The 16,010-nt window shown below is 70.6% G+C and carries 16 protein-coding genes and 2 pseudogenes; 12 read left to right on the forward strand and 6 right to left on the reverse strand.

The window, feature by feature from the left end; genetic code table 11:
* Window positions 1-55: 55 nt before the first annotated feature.
* Window positions 56-965 (reverse strand): annotated as a pseudogene (locus ACIRP7_RS36395) (IS1380 family transposase); the annotation flags it as partial.
* A gap of 97 nt (window positions 966-1,062) precedes the next feature.
* On the opposite strand from ACIRP7_RS36395, the gene ACIRP7_RS36400 reads away from it, so the two are divergent.
* Complete coding sequence (locus tag ACIRP7_RS36400) at window positions 1,063-1,539, forward strand: hypothetical protein (protein WP_403668446.1); 477 nt, start codon at window positions 1,063-1,065, stop codon at window positions 1,537-1,539.
* Between the two features lie 61 nt (window positions 1,540-1,600).
* Here ACIRP7_RS36400 and ACIRP7_RS36405 read toward each other — a convergent pair whose 3' ends face one another.
* The gene (locus tag ACIRP7_RS36405; RefSeq protein ID WP_403668449.1) at window positions 1,601-2,038 is read right to left on the reverse strand and encodes a hypothetical protein; all 438 of its coding nucleotides are present in this window, start codon (window positions 2,036-2,038) and stop codon (window positions 1,601-1,603) included.
* A gap of 3 nt (window positions 2,039-2,041) precedes the next feature.
* Here ACIRP7_RS36405 and ACIRP7_RS36410 point away from each other — a divergent pair, with 3 nt between their 5' ends.
* Both ACIRP7_RS36410 and ACIRP7_RS36415 read left to right on the forward strand, forming a co-directional pair.
* A complete protein-coding gene (locus tag ACIRP7_RS36410) occupies window positions 2,042-2,215 on the forward strand; it encodes a hypothetical protein (protein ID WP_403668452.1) in 174 nt (57 codons plus the stop codon).
* A gap of 475 nt (window positions 2,216-2,690) precedes the next feature.
* A pseudogene (locus ACIRP7_RS36415) lies at window positions 2,691-2,972 on the forward strand (transposase); the annotation flags it as partial.
* 48 nt (window positions 2,973-3,020) lie between these two features.
* Here ACIRP7_RS36415 and ACIRP7_RS36420 read toward each other — a convergent pair.
* Window positions 3,021-3,584, reverse strand: coding sequence for a class I SAM-dependent methyltransferase (locus ACIRP7_RS36420; RefSeq protein ID WP_403668454.1), 564 nt, complete (start codon window positions 3,582-3,584; stop codon window positions 3,021-3,023).
* A 132-nt stretch (window positions 3,585-3,716) separates the two neighbouring features.
* Here ACIRP7_RS36420 and ACIRP7_RS36425 point away from each other — a divergent pair, with 132 nt between their 5' ends.
* Complete coding sequence (locus tag ACIRP7_RS36425; RefSeq protein WP_403668457.1) at window positions 3,717-4,982, forward strand: sensor histidine kinase; 1,266 nt, start codon at window positions 3,717-3,719, stop codon at window positions 4,980-4,982.
* Window positions 4,979-5,665, forward strand: a complete 687-nt coding sequence (locus tag ACIRP7_RS36430) for a response regulator (protein WP_403668460.1) — start codon at window positions 4,979-4,981, stop codon at window positions 5,663-5,665. The genes ACIRP7_RS36425 and ACIRP7_RS36430 overlap by 4 nt, the downstream gene beginning before the upstream one ends.
* Before the next feature lie 49 nt (window positions 5,666-5,714).
* Here ACIRP7_RS36430 and ACIRP7_RS36435 read toward each other — a convergent pair whose 3' ends face one another.
* Together ACIRP7_RS36435 and ACIRP7_RS36440 are read right to left on the reverse strand one after the other, a co-directional pair.
* Window positions 5,715-6,212, reverse strand: a complete 498-nt coding sequence (locus ACIRP7_RS36435; protein WP_403668463.1) for a hypothetical protein — start codon at window positions 6,210-6,212, stop codon at window positions 5,715-5,717.
* A gap of 200 nt (window positions 6,213-6,412) precedes the next feature.
* Entirely contained in the window at window positions 6,413-7,546 is a 1,134-nt protein-coding gene (locus ACIRP7_RS36440; protein WP_403668465.1) for a serine hydrolase domain-containing protein, read from the reverse strand.
* A 553-nt stretch (window positions 7,547-8,099) separates the two neighbouring features.
* On the opposite strand from ACIRP7_RS36440, the gene ACIRP7_RS36445 reads away from it, so the two are divergent.
* The 6 genes from ACIRP7_RS36445 (at window position 8,100) to ACIRP7_RS36470 (ending at window position 12,839) form a co-directional block, all read left to right on the forward strand.
* Window positions 8,100-8,534 carry a histidine kinase gene (locus ACIRP7_RS36445; RefSeq protein ID WP_403668468.1) on the forward strand — a complete coding sequence of 145 codons (435 nt, stop codon included), beginning with the start codon at window positions 8,100-8,102 and terminating at the stop codon, window positions 8,532-8,534.
* Window positions 8,531-9,094, forward strand: coding sequence for a hypothetical protein (locus ACIRP7_RS36450; RefSeq protein ID WP_403668471.1), 564 nt, complete (start codon window positions 8,531-8,533; stop codon window positions 9,092-9,094). The genes ACIRP7_RS36445 and ACIRP7_RS36450 overlap by 4 nt, the downstream gene beginning before the upstream one ends.
* A complete protein-coding gene (locus tag ACIRP7_RS36455) occupies window positions 9,091-9,909 on the forward strand; it encodes a hypothetical protein (protein ID WP_403668474.1) in 819 nt (272 codons plus the stop codon). The genes ACIRP7_RS36450 and ACIRP7_RS36455 overlap by 4 nt, the downstream gene beginning before the upstream one ends.
* Window positions 9,894-10,553, forward strand: coding sequence for a response regulator (locus tag ACIRP7_RS36460; protein WP_403668476.1), 660 nt, complete (start codon window positions 9,894-9,896; stop codon window positions 10,551-10,553). The genes ACIRP7_RS36455 and ACIRP7_RS36460 overlap by 16 nt, the downstream gene beginning before the upstream one ends.
* 177 nt (window positions 10,554-10,730) lie before the next feature.
* The gene (locus ACIRP7_RS36465; protein ID WP_403668479.1) at window positions 10,731-12,071 is read left to right on the forward strand and encodes an alpha/beta fold hydrolase; all 1,341 of its coding nucleotides are present in this window, start codon (window positions 10,731-10,733) and stop codon (window positions 12,069-12,071) included.
* 207 nt (window positions 12,072-12,278) lie between these two features.
* Window positions 12,279-12,839 carry a hypothetical protein gene (locus ACIRP7_RS36470; RefSeq protein ID WP_403668695.1) on the forward strand — a complete coding sequence of 187 codons (561 nt, stop codon included), beginning with the start codon at window positions 12,279-12,281 and terminating at the stop codon, window positions 12,837-12,839.
* On the opposite strand, the gene ACIRP7_RS36475 is transcribed toward ACIRP7_RS36470, so the two are convergent.
* On the reverse strand, window positions 12,803-13,723 hold the full coding sequence (locus tag ACIRP7_RS36475) for a sigma factor-like helix-turn-helix DNA-binding protein (protein ID WP_403668482.1): 921 nt from the start codon (window positions 13,721-13,723) through the stop codon (window positions 12,803-12,805). The two genes, ACIRP7_RS36470 and ACIRP7_RS36475, sit on opposite strands and share 37 nt — an antisense overlap.
* A 790-nt stretch (window positions 13,724-14,513) precedes the next feature.
* Here ACIRP7_RS36475 and ACIRP7_RS36480 point away from each other — a divergent pair.
* Window positions 14,514-16,007, forward strand: a complete 1,494-nt coding sequence (locus tag ACIRP7_RS36480) for a hypothetical protein (RefSeq protein WP_403668485.1) — start codon at window positions 14,514-14,516, stop codon at window positions 16,005-16,007.
* Window positions 16,008-16,010: the final 3 nt, after the last annotated feature.

Genomic DNA, 16,010 nt, shown 5'->3' on the forward strand with positions numbered 1-16,010 from the left:
CTTTATCCACAGGGGCCCGGCCTGAGCATCAGGTCAGTCGCCGTGATCGGCACGGCGGCCAGCCTTTCAGGACGTCGCCGTCGAGCTCGGCGGTCCAGGCGCCGTCGCGTATCTCACCGTCCGGTTCGATCGCGGGTGTCCAGGCCGAGGCGGGGACCCTTCAGCACGGCCTGGTGAATGGCGGCGGTGATGGTCATCCCGACCGAGTACGACAGCCACCGCCCGCGCTTCGCGAGCCAGGCCACGAACTCGTGGGTGCCGCCGCCGGAATCGGTGCGGATCACGGTGGAGCGGCCCCGCCGATGACGCTTCGGGAACTGGGCCAGGGCGAGCTGGGTGGCGGTGATGTTGTCGGCGGCGGTGTTGCTGCCCGCGTTCCCGGGCCGCAGCAGGGCTGCCACCGGCTCTCCGGTGCCGCCGCGTCCGTGGTCGACGAAGCCCATGAGCGGGTGGTGGCCGTAGGTCTTCTTCCAGGTCGCGGCCGCGTCCTGCTTGTCGGAGTGGGCCTGGACCAGCACCCCGTCCAGGTCCACGATCACCTGACCGGAGGCGTCCGGCGACGATGCCCCGGCCAGCTTCCAGACGTGTTCACGGACTTCGGCCCGCGCGGACCGGATCGCGGTCAGGGCTTTCGGGCCTGCCGCGGCGAGGGTGTCGATGAGTCGGGAGACTTCGGGTCGGAGGCCACCGGCCCGCCCGAACACGGCCGGCTCGGCCCGCAGCATCGCGACATCCGCCAGGCAGTCTCCGCCGACCGCGACCGCGAGAGCCACATCGATCAGGATCTTGCCCGGATCGTGCACCGCCCGTGGCCGCCGCCACGGCGCGAGCGCCGCTGATATCGCGGTGTCCAGGCCGGTCTTACGGACCGTCTCGACCAGCAGCACACCCCCGGCCTGGGAGACCACCGCCCGGCCGCCGCCCTCGATGCGGAAACGCGGGTAGGACCCGATACTCTTCTTCACCTGAGGAGTGCTTCTTTCCACGCGACGACCTGGACCCTAGACAAGTCCCATCGTTGCAGGTCAGGAGCACTCGTCGCGTTTCCGATCATGCGGGCAGGTGAGCTTGTCAGGAAGTTGCCGCCGCGCCTGCGAGCGAAAGTTCGTGGATGTGGCTATCGGTGCCCCGATAGAGGACGTACTGGGTGTTATCGGTGTTATAGACGGCGGGGTCACCGGCCGCATTCGGCCCGGCGCCTGTGGCCGCGGTGGTGAGGTCGTTGTGACGCCACTTGTCGTTGAACCCGCCGACCAGTTCGTGGAGGTGACCGTCGTGCCCGCGGTAGATGACGTGCTGGCTGTTGTCGGCATCCCGGGTGTAGACGGCGGGGTCGCCGACCGCGTTCGGCGGGGCGCCTGTGGCCGCGCTGGTGAGGTCGTTGTGGCGCCACTTGTCGTTGAACCCGCCGACCAGTTCGTGGAGGTGACCGTCGTGGCCGCGGTAGATGACGTGCTGGTCGTCGGGCCCGGTACAGCCGGTGGGCTCGCCGGCCGCGTCCGGGGGCTGCCTGTGGCCGCGCCGGTGATGTCCTGGTAGTTCGAGCCGCTGTGGCCGTGAAGCGACACATTGTGGATATGGCCGTCCTCACCGCGGTAGATCACGTGGTGACCCTGTCGCCGCTCCAGTGATAGACGGCGGCAGGGTCGCCGGCCGCGTTCGGCGGGTGGCCCAGGGGGCCGGTGACATCGGTGAGATCGTCGTCGACCCACTGCTGGCCGGAACCGCCTTCCCACCGGAGTTCGTGGATGTGGCTGTCGGTGCCGCGGTAGATGGCCGCTGGGTCGCCGGACACGTCGTAGGCGTAGACGACAGGGTCGCCCGTGGCGTTCAGGGGGTGGCCCGTGGCTGCGCCGGTGAGGTCGTTGTGGTGCCACCGTCCGTCGAACCGCAGTTCGTGGACGTGGCTGTCGGTGCCGCGGTAGACCACGTGCTGATGGTCGAAGTGCCAGGCATCGCCGGCAGGGTTGCCCAGCGCATTCAGAGGGTGGCCGGTGGCGATGAGGTCGTTGTGGTGCCACTGTCCGTCGAACGACAATGCGTGAACACGGTCATCGGTGCCGCGGTAGACCACATGCCGGGTATTGTCATCGGCCCCGATGTAGCCAGCCGGATCACCGGCGGAGGGTACGGCATCGCCGGCGTATGTCAGGTCGTTGTTATTCCACGCCACGGTTATCTCCTCCTTGGCGTCGAGCGGCAGCCAATTCCTTGATAGGCGGTTGACGATCCTGCCGGTGACTCGACTCAGTCGGTCGGCGCTCGGTCAGTCGGTGATGTGGATACTGCCCAGGATCCTGGCCACGTTGCCTACCATGGCCTTGGTCGCCTCAAGTGCATCCCCGCTGCACATGACGACTCCCCAGAAGTTCCCGTTGCCAGATGGCGAGATGCCCGATGGTTATCCATACGCCGTTGGGGCGGCCCGGCCATCGGATTCTCCTTCCGGCAGCCTGGTGGCCTCGCCCAGGACGCCGGGCAAGCCCCGATCATCGAGCCCGCGACTCCGGTGCTGATTTTCGACGACGTTCTTCTCTTTTTACACTGTCCCCATCCGTGCCGAACCGCAACTCAAACAGCTTCCCGTAACAATGATTCCTAACTTAGCTAACATCGGCTAACACAATGAGGTAGCTGTGTCCTGATGGCCGTGTCTGGGGCGGGAGTTGAGCGTTCAGCCCGGTGTGGGGATGTCGCCTTGGATCGTGTCGGATGAGCTGTGGGAGCGTCTTGAACCGCTGCTGCCGCAGCGTGAGCGCAGGTTCCGGTATCCGGGCCGCAAACCGTTGCCGGACCGCGAGTTGCGCTGCGGGATCCTGTACGTGCTGCACACCGGCATCCAGTGGGAGTACCTGCCGCAAGACCTCGGCTTCGGCTCAGGCATGACCTGCTGGCGCCGTTTGCGGGACTGGAACGAAGCCGGCGTCTGGCAGCGGCTGCACGAGGTCCTTCTCGCCGAACTCAACGCGGCTTAGCGCCTGGACTGGTCCCGCTGCGTGGTCGACTCCTCCCACGTCAGGCTATTTCTTCATGGCCCGGTGAACGAAGGCGGGCGGGAGGTTCGCCCACACCGCCTTCGAGCGTTCCAACCGGTCGAACCGGCAGGCCAGTTCGGCGGTGAAGTGGCGGCCGGGCGGGGTCCAGGCCGCGTGCAGATAGGCGAAGGTGGTGAACCGTCCGCCAGGCGCGAGGACTTCGGTCACGGCGTCCAGGATGTGCCCGCGCCGGTCCCGTGGCATGACTGTCCACGGCAGCCCGGAGACCACGGCGTCGACCGGTTCGCCCACCTCGGCGGCCAGTTCGGCGGCCGTGCCCTGGACCACGGTCAGCCGGGTGTCGCGTCGGGTGGCCGACAGCCGGGCGGCGAGCACAGGGTTGAGCTCGATGGCGACGAGCCGCGCGTCGGGGGCGAGCCGGGCCAGGATCGCGTCGGTGAACACCCCCGTCCCCGGCCCGAGTTCGGCGACGAGCCGGGCCCGCTCCAGGCCTATGCCCTCGGTCATCGCGTACGCCAGCCGCCGTGAACTGGCCGCTACGGCACCGGTTGTCAGGGGCCGTCTGAGGAACTCGGTGGTGATCGACATGGCGGCCATGGTGGAAACGCCCCGCGTGGCCCCACGTCGTATCTCCGGCCGGTGTCCGTACGACTGCGGGAGGACCCCGTGACGGCCGCCAGGACGATGCCGGGAAGCGGGACCCGGCCGTAGCGTGAGGCGGTGCAACGGCTGATCGAGACCCTGCCCCGCCTGCGACGCGCACATCCGTGGCTGACGGACCTGCTGCTGGTCGTGCTGGTTGCCGTGCCCCCGGTGATCCGCCCGCAGCCGGGCTGGCGGCCGGTGTGGGTACAGACGGTCGTGTACGCCGCCCTGGTGCTGCCCCTGCTATGGCGCCGTCGGCGGCCGGCGCTCGTCGCGGCCCTGGTGACGGCCGGGTTCTGGGCGCAGTACCTCGGGCAGGTGTGGGGGCAGGAGCCGGGACGCGGCGCCGTCGCCCTGGCCGCGGTCCTGGCCACCCTCACGGTGCGGGGCCGACGCCGGGCCGCCGCGGCAACGGTGGTCTGTGCCGCCGTCTGCGTGGTGCTTTGGATTCCCGCCTGGCAGCGGGACTACGGGGGCCCGGGTGCCCGCGGTGCCTGGCTCACCCCGCTCGCCGTGGGGCTCGTGCTGGCAGGCGCCTGGGTGTTCGGCGAATATGTCCGTGCCCGGCGCGCCTACATCGCCGAGTTCGAACGACGGGCCGCGCTCGCCGAGTCGGAACGCCTCGCCCTGGCCCGGGTAGCCGTCGCCGAGGAACGGGCCCGCATCGCCCGCGAGATCCACGACGTCCTCGCGCACAGCGTGAGCGTGATGGTGCTGAACGCCGAGGGCGGCAGGCTGATGCGGCACGCCGACCCCACGGTCGTCGACCGCACCCTCGGCGTCATCAGCGCGACCGGCCGCGACGCCCTGGACGAACTGCGCCGGCTTCTGGAGGTGCTGCGCACCCCCGCGGACGCCCCATCCGGCAACCCCGGACCCGGGCCAGATCGCGGTGAGGTCGGCGAGTCCCTCTCGGCCGATCTCCGGCGGCTGGTCGCCCGCCTCAACACGAGCGGCACGCGCGCCCGCCTGGACCTTGACGGAGAGCGTGGCGGCCTTCCGGCGGATCTCACCGTGCAGACGTACCGCATCGTGCAGGAGGCGCTCACCAACGTCGTCAAGCACGCACCGCCGGACGCCACGATCCACGTACGGGTCGACACGGGTACCGAGGGGCCCGGGCGGCTGGTCCGCGTCCGGGTGGAGAACTCAGCCGGGGCGGGAGCCGCCCCAGACCACCCCGGCCCACTGCTTTCCCGAGGTCACGGACTCACCGGCATGCGCGAACGGACCGCCCTGTACGGCGGCAGCGTCGACGCCGGACCCACACCCGACGGGGGCTACCGAGTCACCGCCACCCTGCGCCCCACCGGGCCCAAGCCCACCACGGCGACCCCATGACCGGCCCCACCCCCACCCCGTCGCCGTCGCGGGTGCTGATCTGCGACGACCAGGAACTGATTCGGATGGGACTGCGTATGGTCGTCGACAGCCAGCCCGACCTCACCGTAGTGGGCGAAGCCGCCGACGGCGACGCGGCGATCGCGGGCGTGACCGCCCTGGAACCGGACCTCGTCCTGATGGACGTACGCATGCCCGGCCTGGACGGGCTCGCCGCAACCGAACACCTCTGCGCGCAGCCGCATGCACCCCGGATCCTCGTCGTTACCACCTTCGACCTCGACGAGTACGCCTACGCCGCCCTGCGCGCCGGCGCCAACGGCTTCCTCGTCAAGGACGCCCCCGCCGAGGAGATCCTGGTGACCGTCCGGGCGGTGCTGCGGGGCGAGGTCATGGTGGCGCCCTCGCTCACCCGGCGCCTCGTCGAACGCTTCGTCCTGCACGCCCCCGCGTCCGCGCCCGCCCAGCGCGGCCGCCTGGCCGCGCTCACCGAGCGGGAACGGGAAGTCCTCGCCCTGGTCGCCCGGGGGCTGGCCAACGGCGAGATCGCCAACCGCCTCTTCGTCGGGGAGACGACCGTCAAGACCCACCTCGGCCGCATCCTCACCAAACTCGGCCTCCGCGACCGTATCCACGCAGTGATCTTCGCCTACGAGAGCGGGCTCATACGGGCCGGGGACTGAACAGCGACGGGCACAGCCCCCGGCTGCCCGCATCGCCGTGGTTCCGGAACTACTCGCGGTGGATCCCGCGTTCCCGCCCTGCGCCGGGGTCCAGCAGCCGGCGGATGCGCTCGTACTCGGCGGCCATCTCCGGTGCGGCGAGGAAGTCGTCGAGATCGGCGGAGACCTCGTGGTCGACGTCCTCGATGGAACGGATGGCGAGTTCGTAGAGTTCGCCGCGCCGGTTCTGCTCCAGATAGCTCTTCCAGTGCGCCAACGCGGTGATGGCGGTGAGGACTCCGGGGTCCAGATCGTCTTCGACCAGGATGCCGTCGTAGATCGTCGCAAGATTGTCGTGCAGCTCGGCGGCGCTGATCGTCAGGACATTCGCGCAGGCGGTGGTCAGTGCGGCCCGGGCTTCTTCGGTGAGTTCGTCCTCGGCCGCACCGAGGAGCAGCTCCGGCCGCACCAGACGAGTGACCGTTTCCTCGCCGAAGGCGCGAGCGCCACCCTCGGTGGCCCCGGCGACCAGCCGGAGAACTTCCGCCTCAAGCTCGCTGTAGTCCACGCCCGCAGCTTAGGGGGAGGTACCGAGACCTGTACCGAGGGTCGACGGGAGGAGCCCAAGGCCGTGATGTGCCCGGGTACGGGGCGCCTCCCGCATTGTGGCAGGACACTGACGCGGAGCGGGTGTTCTCGAAGACCGGCTCCGCTGCTTCCAGTTGCTGCCTCCTCCCGGAGGAGGTCGGGACGCTGGGCCGTCGGCGGCTACGAGGGGCAGAGGACGCCGGTCATCAGGGCGAGGGCCGCGGGGCCGGCGTCGGCGTCGGCGCCCCAGTCGGTCCAGTCCACCGTGACCTGGCGGGTGCCGTCGAGCGTGTGGAAGGAGACGGTGCGGTAGCCGGGTGTGCCGCCGCCGTGGCCCACGATCGTGCCGCAGGGGAGCGTGGCGATCTCCAGGCCCAGGCCCCAGCCGCCGCCGCTGGGGTCGGCGGTCATCTCGCGCAGCTCGGCCGGGCGCAAGAGGCCGCCGCTGAGCAGGGTGCGGAAGAAGCGGTCGAGGTCGGCGGTGGTGGAGATGATCTCCCCCGCGGCGCCGGCGACGGACATGTTGACGGTGGTGTAGTCGACCGGGACGAGTGTCCCGTCCGCTTTCTCCACCGGTTCGTAGCCGTGGGAGTGGGGCCCGGTGATGAAGGGGGAGCGGCCCGGCAGGCGGGTGTTCCGGAGTCCGAGGGGCCGGATGACGCGCTGGTCGATCTCGGTGCGGTACGAGCGGCCGGTGACCTTTTCGACGATCATGCCGAGCACTATGTAGTCCGTATTGGAGTAATGGTGGTCGGTGCCCGGCGGAAACAGCAGCGGGCGGTCCCTGTTGCCGTCCTTGACGGCCCGTCGGACCAGCTCGGCCGGTGCCCAGGTGCGGAAGCGGTCACGGGGGGCATCGCCGTCGAGCAGGCCATCGGAGTACTCAGCCAGGCCGCTGGCGTGTTCAAGCAGGTCACGGACCGTTATCCGGTCGCCTCCAGGGCCGGGAACGAGGCCGGGGAGCCACCGCTCGGCGGTGTCGGAGAGGCGCAGCCGCTCCTCGCCCACCAGTTGGAGCACCACTGTGGCAGTGAAGGTCTTGGTGACGCTTCCAGCGCGGAAGCGGCCGCCGACGGGGGCCGGTTGCCGGCCGTTGAGCCTGGACTTGCCGCTGCTGCCGCGCCATACGGCATCGCCCTGCCGGACCTCGGCGACCGCACCGATCGCTCCGGTTGCCGTCACCTGGTCCAGTGCCGCCTGCAACGCGGTTGCGTCCCGTGCCACGGCGGGCGGCGCGGCGACCGCACCGCCCGCCGTGGGAACCAGCACGCACACTGTCAGCAGTGCCAACGCCCCGAATCGTGAGTCCCTCATCGTTCTCCCGCCTGACTGTTCCCGGTGATCCTCGTCGTACTGGCGTGGACGATGGTGTCCGTCCACGCCAGTACGACGAATCCACCCCGGGGATGAGGGATCTCCCTGAAAATCGGTCCGGCCACCCCGACGCCGGGATCAGGGTTTGCCCTGGCCTCGCCCTGTGGGTCGGGCTCGGCTGCTGTTGTGGCGCAAACGCGTCTTGGGACGCAACCTCATACAGCGCACGTAGAGTGCCCTCCGTCTCACCTCAGCCGACGATCAACGACGTCTCCTCACCCCTACCAAAGAAGCCAATTGGTCTGCCGGCATGGAGATCGTCGAGCGGTCGTGCGTCGTCGGCGTGGGGCAATGAACGGCTACGCGGGGCTCGTGTGGGTCCTCTCCCTCGTCGCGGCGGTCTGCGCGCTGATATTGGTCCATCTGCTGGCCGTACGCAGGACCGCCGGTTCCTCCCTCATAGGAACCGTCGTGCTCACGCCGGCCGTCGCCGCGATCCCCGCCGTATGCGGTGAACCGCCGCACTACGTGGCGGGGGTCGCGCTGACGGCCGGTGGGGTGGTGGCGGTCGTCTGGGCGACGGGCCGCTCCCGTCGGCAGCGGGTCGGCCCGCCGGTCCGCGCTGGCGAACTACGAGGCCGGTACGGCGGCGGTCCCGCTGTTCGCGGCGCTGGTGGAACGGGACCGGCTGGCGGCGGAGCTGCACGACGTGGCCGCGCATCGCGTGACCGGGATCGTGGTGGCCGCGGGCGCCGCGCTCAGGCTCGCCGACCGGGAACGGACCGGTGACGCGCTGCGCCATGCCTCCGAGGCGGGCCGGGGGGCCGTCCGCGAACTGGTGCGCCTCACCGGGCTGGACGCGACGGCGGCCGGCTTCGCCGAGGTCGACGCGCTGGCCGCCGCGCACGCGGTGGACTACCGATACACGGTCGACAAGGCATCTCCGGCAGTACGGACGCGACGTACCGGGTCGTCCGGGAGGCGTTGACCAACGCGGCCCGGTACGCCGAGGGAGCGACAGTGCGTGTCCGGATCGAGCCGACGGACGACCGGGTCAAGCCCGAACAGGCCGACAGTGAGCGCCTCTTCACCGTCACCGTCACGGACGACGGCGGTACGGTCGTCGAGCCGGGCCTCGGGACCGGGCGCGGTCTCGCGAGGCTGGCGGCCGCGGTCACCGCGGCGGGCGGGACGTTCCGCGCGGGACCCGTGGCGCAAGGTCGTCGAGAGGGCTGGCGTGTGCGGGCCTCGCTGCCTGCGGCACCGGTTCTTCCTCTGCGCGGGTGGGCTCTGTGGCGTGGGACGGCCGCGCTCGACTACGCGCTGGTGGCCCTGGCGATCGCACTGTCGCTCGGCGCGAGCCTCATGACGGCCAAGGCCCCCTTCGGCGGCCTGCTGCCCGCGCTGGTGACCGTCCTGCTGTCGGGCCTGCATGCCGTGCCGCTAGCCTGGCGCTCACGGGCGCCCGGCCGCGCGCTCACGGCGGTACTGTCGGCGCTGCTGCTGTGGTGGGCCTGCGACCGGGCGGCTGGACCCGGCCGCCGGTGAGCGACATCTTCCTGGTGTACGGGTGGGTCGAGCTGACGCTCGTCCACAGCGTCGGGGTACGTCTGCCGTGGCGCCGAGGCCTGTACGCGCCGCTCGCCGTGGCCGCCGTGGGCGGACTCGCGCTGGCGAGCGGCAGCGGCATCACCGGCAGCCGTACGGCTGCCTGGGCTGTACTCGCGGGCGGGCTGGCCCTCCCCGCCCTCGCCGTCTGGTCGTGGGGGCGCCGGACCGCCCGGCGCCATGAGCGGCTGCGGGCCACGGACATCCGGCGGCGGGTCCTGCTCGACGGGGACGCCGAGGCGGCCGGATACGCGCAGCGTCTGCTGTTCGCCGCGGGATTGCGGGACACGGCCCTCCGGCACGCGCGGGCGGTCGTCGCCGTAGCGGAGGAAAGGGACCTGCGGGCCGTGCGGGAAGGGGCCCGCGCCGGACTGACCGCGCTGCGGGACCTGCTGTCCGGGCTGCGCGCAGACGCGGACGCCGACGGCGCCCCTCCGCCCACCGTCTCCGGGATCACCGCGCTGGCCGCGCGCTACGGCGCCGTCGTCCGGTACGTCGGAACACGCCGTCCGCTGCCCGCCGCCGTGGAGGTCTTCGCGTACCGGACCGCCTCCGCGCTCATGGCCGTGGGCGTCACCCTCACCGTGCGCACGCTCCCCGACGGCGTGGAGGTCTCCGGTCCGGCACCCGCGGTTCCCGCGGTGGAGCGGCGCCTGCGCGCCCTCGCGGACGCCGCCGGCGGTACCCTCTCGACGACCGACCGCGGCGCGGTACGCGTGTGGCTCCCGGAGGCGTTCCCATGGCGATCAGAGTGACCGTCGCGGACGACCAGGCCGTCGTACGGGCCGGGATCGCGGCGATCCTCGACGCGGAACCCGACCTGAGCGTCGTCGGGCAGGCGGCGGACGGCGACACGGCCGTCGAACTCGCGCTGTCGGCGCGGCCGGACGTCGCGCTGATGGACGTCCGCATGCCGGGGATCGGCGGGCTCGCGGCGACAGCCGCGATCACCGAAGGCAGCCCCGCGACCCGTGTTCTGGTGCTCACCACCTTCGGTCTCGACGAATACCTGTTCGCCGCGCTGCGCGCAGGGGCCGCCGGTTTCCTGCTCAAGGACGCCAAGCCGGAGCGGGTGATCGACGCGGTACGGGTGATTCACGGGGGCGCCGCGCTGCTCGACCCGGCGGTGACCCGCAGGCTGATCGACCGGTTCGCGGACGGGCCGCGTCCGCTCGACGCGGCCCGGCTCGACCTGCTCACCCCGCGCGAGACGGAGGTGTTGAGGCAGGTCGCGCGGGGGCTGTCCAACGCGGAGATCGCGGCGGTGCTGGGGGTGAGTCCGCCCACCGTGAAGGACCACGTCTCCGTCCTCCTCGGCAAGCTCGGCGTACGCGACCGGGTGCAGGCGACGATCGCCGCGTACGAGACAGGGCTGATCAGGCCCGGCAGCGGGCCGTGATCGAGCCCGCACCCCGCCGCCAGGCGGGGGTGACACCCCGCCGCAGGGCGGCCCCCGCACGCGGCGGGACCGTCCCTGAGCTGGACGGATCGCCCGCGTCGGCTTCCTAGCATCGACGGCACGTCACGCATACTTCTCCACCGTGTCGCCGGCGGTGTCCTGCTGTTCCTGGCGCTCTTGTTGACCCCTGCCGTGGCGGTGGCCGGTTTCCTCGCCGCGGCGTTCGTCACCGCGAGCGTGCCGGTCCTGGTCGTCGTCGCTCTCGGCTGCGGCGCTCTGTCCGGCGGGCTGCTGGGCCGGGCGGCGTTCGCCCTGTTCGGCCTCGACCGCCGCCCGGCCCTACGGGCGTCCGCGTTCTTCTCGGTCGGCCTTACCGCGGCCGTCGCCGTCCTCGGCGCCGTCACCGTCCTGCGTCCGATACCCACGACGACGGCCCCCGCCCCGCCTGGCGTGCGGTTCTGGGATCTGCCGACCGGTTCACGTATCGCCTACGTCCACTCCCCCGCCACAGGCAAGGCCAGACCGACCCCGGTGATCTTCCTGCACGGCGGGCCGGGCACCCCCGGCGAGGGCGTCCCCACCGGGGGCCTTGAGCTCGCGGCGGACGACTTCGACGTCTACTCCTGCGACCAGCTCGGCGCCGGCCGCTCCACCCGCCTGCGGGACGTCACCGGATACACCGTCGCCCGCCAGGTCGCCGACCTGGAGGCGATCCGGCGCACACTCGGCGCCGACCGGATCATCCTGGTCGGCCAGTCCTGGGGCGGGTCGCTCACCGCCCAGTACCTGGCCGCCCATGGCGAGCACGTCGCCAAAGCGGTCTTCACGTCGACGGGCGCGCTGTGGGGCCGTCAATACCCCGGCTCCAAGGACGGCGAACCCTGGACCCGCCTTTCCCCCGCACAGCAGGCCCGCCTCGACCGGCTGAACAGCGCACCCCGCATCATCGCCGCGACCCTGCTCCTCCAGATCAACCCCGCCGCCCCGCACGCGCTGGTCGACGACCGCGAAGTCGTTCCCTGGATGCACGAAGTCGCCCTCCAGGGAAAAGACAGCACCTCGTGCGAGGACGCTCCGCCCACCACGGCGCACGACAACCCTCAGGGCTTCTACAGCAACCAGATGACCGTCAAGGACTTCGAGCGGCTCCCCGACCCCCGGCCCCGTCTGCGAACCCTGCGCGTCCCCTCTCTGATCATGCGAGGGGAGTGCGACTTCATCAAGCCCGCCGTGACCGCCGAGTACCAACACACCCTCGCAGGCTCCGAGTTGGTGACCGTCAAGAGAGCCGGACACTCCATCTCGGGCGAACAGCCCGGCCGCTACACCGCACTGCTGCGCGCCTTCCTCCTGGACAAACCGCTACCGACGGCCACCGGCCGAGTCCGCTCCGCTACAGACCAGACCGGCGGCAGCTTTCCCGAGTGCCGCCGTCCATACTCACGAGCATCGGATTCAGTCCGTCCAGGCGACGTTGACGATCCGGCACGATCTCTTGCGCCGTACTCGCCCTCGTAGCGACCGCGACAATCATCTACTGCCCCTCACCGCCACAGCCAGTTGCCGAAGCCGTACCCGGCCCCCATCGGTGGGACACGACGCGATCCAGCCGATGACGGGCGCCCTCAGGAGCCAGGTGATCATCCTGCTGACAGGGCAGCACCCTTTGTGCCAGGGTGCGGTGATCGGAATCGGCAGACAAAGGGGGCGTCCGTGGAAGCGCAGATGTGGGACGCACTGGTCGGCGTGGCGAAGCAGGCATACACCGCAGGGCTGGGCGAGGGCACGGTCCCGCGCCCGCTCATCATGCCGCTGGTACGCGGCGAGCTGGTGGGGATGATCTGGGTCCGCCGGATCAAAGTCGGCGAAGACGCACTCGCAGGTGTCGCGCAACTCTCGAACATCGCCGCAGCCGCCGGCGCGGACGAGGTCGTCCTGGTCTGGGAGACCCATGACGTCGCCACCGTCTGCGAGCTGCCGGTCGCCGGCTCGACGCCCTGCTTGAACATGGTGCTCGCCACGCGCGACGGGCACGTCCTGCACCAGTTCCCCTACACCGAGCAGCTCCTGTCCCGCAGCCCCGAGGGCGGGGCCTCAGTCGCCCCGGACTGGAGGCCGGCCCCCGCACCGCGGCCCGGCGCCGAACTGGTGCCGCCGATCCAGGCCGCGGTGAACTACGCCTTCATCCCGATCGAGATTGACCACCCCTCCCCCTTCGGCGTCACCGTCGTGCTGATGGAAGAGGACGGCTACCGCATCAGCCTGACCGAAGCGTTCGCCTGCTGAGCCTGCGCAGACGAGAGGACCGAAGCCGTGGCCCGCAGCCCTGACGACGATGCGCCTCGACAGCGAGGCTGGCATGCCGCTCGGCCGTTTCGGGGCATCGACGCAAGGATCCGACCCGCGTCGCAGTGGGTCTCGGGGAGTTGATTTCCCGTGCGTTGGATGACTGCTTCACGGCGAAGCGTCGTGTTTCGCGCTTGCCCACCGCCCGGCCGATGCCGGTCAGTTTCTGGGCAGTGTGCGCGGGATTCCGAACCGAGCGAGCAGCCCGTGATCTCCGAATCGCGTGATTCCGCCAATTCGATCGCCTCCCAGCGCGAGCACCATGATGCTGCCGGCCCGCCAGATCGGCGCGCGGGGGTCGGGGACGTAGTAGACGAAGGCGGGCTTGTTGCTTGCGCGGGTGGGGACGAGCTTGAGGTCTCGCTTCCAGAACGGGAGTTTTGCAAGAACCCGGCGATGGCCCGGGGACCGCGGAACTCGAAGGGCTCGGGCGGCATGGTGAGCCTGGCGTCCTGAGTGAGAAGGGCCACCAGCCGGTCGAGGTCGAAGTGTTCGAGCGCGTCGACGAATCGGTCGACGATCGCCGCCTCGGCCGGCGATTTGGGCAGCGGGATGTCGTGCGGATCGCCTCCTGGGCGTAGACCGTGGCGAGCTCGGATCAGGGCGCTGTTGACGGCCGCCGTGCTCGTGTCCAGGATGTCGGCGACTTCCGCTGCGGGGAAGCCGAGCACGTCGCGGAGGACCAGAACCGTACGCTGCTGCGGCGGTAGCTGCTGCAGGCCCGTCACGAAGCCGGGGGCCACTGTTGTTGTCGGAGCCCCGGCGCAACCGCGCCCAGCCTCTGACCTTGTGGACGTGGTCGAAGGCGGTCCGCCGTCTTGCACTGACGGCCGAGATCGAGCTGCTCTCCACCCACGCCATCCGGCATCTGTGCCTGACCGATCTGGCTCGTATGTTGTCCTGGTCAGCCACCATCACGAAAGTCCCCCAGCCCCCTGAGGACGAGATCCAACCCGAAGGAGAAGACCTCTTCGACAGGCACCGGCAACGCCGCGCGATCGAGTGGACAGCGGGAACGGCGCCGGATGGACGCTCGGCAGGGCAGCGATCGACTCCTCGTTGCGCCGCCTACCGCCGCCGCTCTCATGCGGGACGCGTCGAGGACTGCATGGGAAACTTCGGGAATCTCGCAGGTTCTGGCGGCGGGCCTGTCGCCGCCCCACCACTGCATCGCGCCGCGGGCGTCGCCGTTACTTCCGCATCGGGGCCACATCCCCAGGTTCCCCACCCCGGAGATCAGCATGAGCACGTCGTGGCCGTCCCCCCTCAGCTCCCGCACCGGCGACAGCGGCTGCCAAGGACACTGGTCGACCGCCCAACCGCCCTTTTCCCAAGCGCTAGTTGACTCACAGATGGATGTGCTCCACGTCACGCGGGAGCCACAGGGGAAGTGGCCCCAGTCGCGCCGTCAACCTGGCATGCTCATGCGCATCTACTGACAGGTAACAAACCGCCGCGCATTGTCACGCGGACAGCTGCCGCCCGACCACGTCCACCCCGTGTGCCATCCCCCTCTCGTACCCGCCGTCCGGGATGTCGCCATGGCACCTGCGCCACGCCGCTACGCCATTCCTTCCAAAAACACCCCCTGCCACCGCTCCCGAGGACTCACGCGTGCACAAGCTCAGAGCGCATGCCCTGGTTTCGGCCCTGTCGACGGTCACCGTCGCGGCTCTGCTGGCCACCGGCTGCTCGGCCCACTCCCCCGCCCCCACCAGCGAGGCAGCCGCCTCGACGGCCGAAGCCTCAAAACCCGGCACCGGCGAGGAGCAACTCGCGGTCGTTTCCGCTCCGACCGGTGACGTGGCCACCCCGACCGCGGTGGCCGCGGCGAACACGCTCGGCCACGCCCGGGCCAGAAAATCCACGCTCAGGGTCGCGTCGTACGACAGCAAGAGCGGCCGGGCGGCCATAGCGGCACCGCCGTCCGGCTCGGGCGCTGCCCCGTCGGCAACCCCGTCGACGACGACCGCCTCCTCGCCCGTCGACTCCAGCACTCCCCAGGACGCGGGCTCGGGCGGCGCGAAGTCCACGACCGCAGTGGCTGTTGGCGACGTCATAGCCAGCGCCCCCGCCCCCGGCGCCCCCCACGGCGTACTGGCCAAGGTTACAGAGATCGTCGACACCGCGGCGAACGGCAGTGCGACAGTCCAGACGGAACCGACCAAGCTGAACTCCGTCCTGGGCAAGAGCAAGGCGGACGGTGCGGTCCCCGTCGACCCGTCCACCTTGAAGGTCGACCCGCTCGTCGAGGGCGTGAAGGTCTCCTGGGCGAAAACCGGTGACCTCACCTTCGGACCCGAGGGCGCGAAGCTCCCGCTGGGCAACCTGCGCATCGACGTCGCAGCCGCTGTGCAGACCGCCGCAGGTGCCCCCGCCTCGGCCGCCGCCTCGCTCAAGGGCTTTGTCCAACTGGCCCCCGAGGTCGCGTTCTCGTACGACGGATCCGGCGCTACCGCGAGCTCCTCGCCCAGCGGCGCGTTCCTGGGTCTGACCGGCGAGTGGACTTCCCAGTGGCAGCTGAAGGGCCGAGCGGCCGGCACGACAAACGGCAAGCCGATCCGTATCCCCTTCGCCGAACTGCACGCCGACCCCGTGATCCAGGTCGGCCCGGTCCCGATTGTCGTCAATCTCGATCTCGTCTGTTACTTCCGGGTGGACGCGGACGGCCGCGTCACGGTCGACGCCGAGCAGGATCTCAAGGGAGACTTCCGCGTAGGCGGGAACTTCACCTGGGCCAAGGGCTGGACCGGCGTCAGTGAATCCCACATGACCGGTGAGCCCTTGAAGACGACGCTCACCGCCGTCGGTGACGTCAAGGCCGCCATGGGTGCCGAGGCGACGGTGGGCCTCTACGGCACGGTGGGGGTCACCGCCGACCTCGCCCCCTATCTCCGCGCCGAATCCGATGCGACAGCCGAGGGCTCGACGGACGGCGCAGGCTCCGCCTCCGGCTCCGGCTCCTGGGCCCTGTACGGCGGAATCGACCTCACCGGCACTCTGAATCTTCAGCTTTCAATCTTCGGCACGCCCGTCTTCCGGACAAGGATCCCTCTGGGGGCCCTGCACAAGGAGTGGCTGCTCACGAAGGGCGAGGTGAGGACGTAGGAG

Origin of the sequence: Streptomyces sp. NPDC102270, from assembly GCF_044766405.1 — a bacterium.
In the GTDB taxonomy this organism is placed as follows: domain Bacteria; phylum Actinomycetota; class Actinomycetes; order Streptomycetales; family Streptomycetaceae; genus Streptomyces.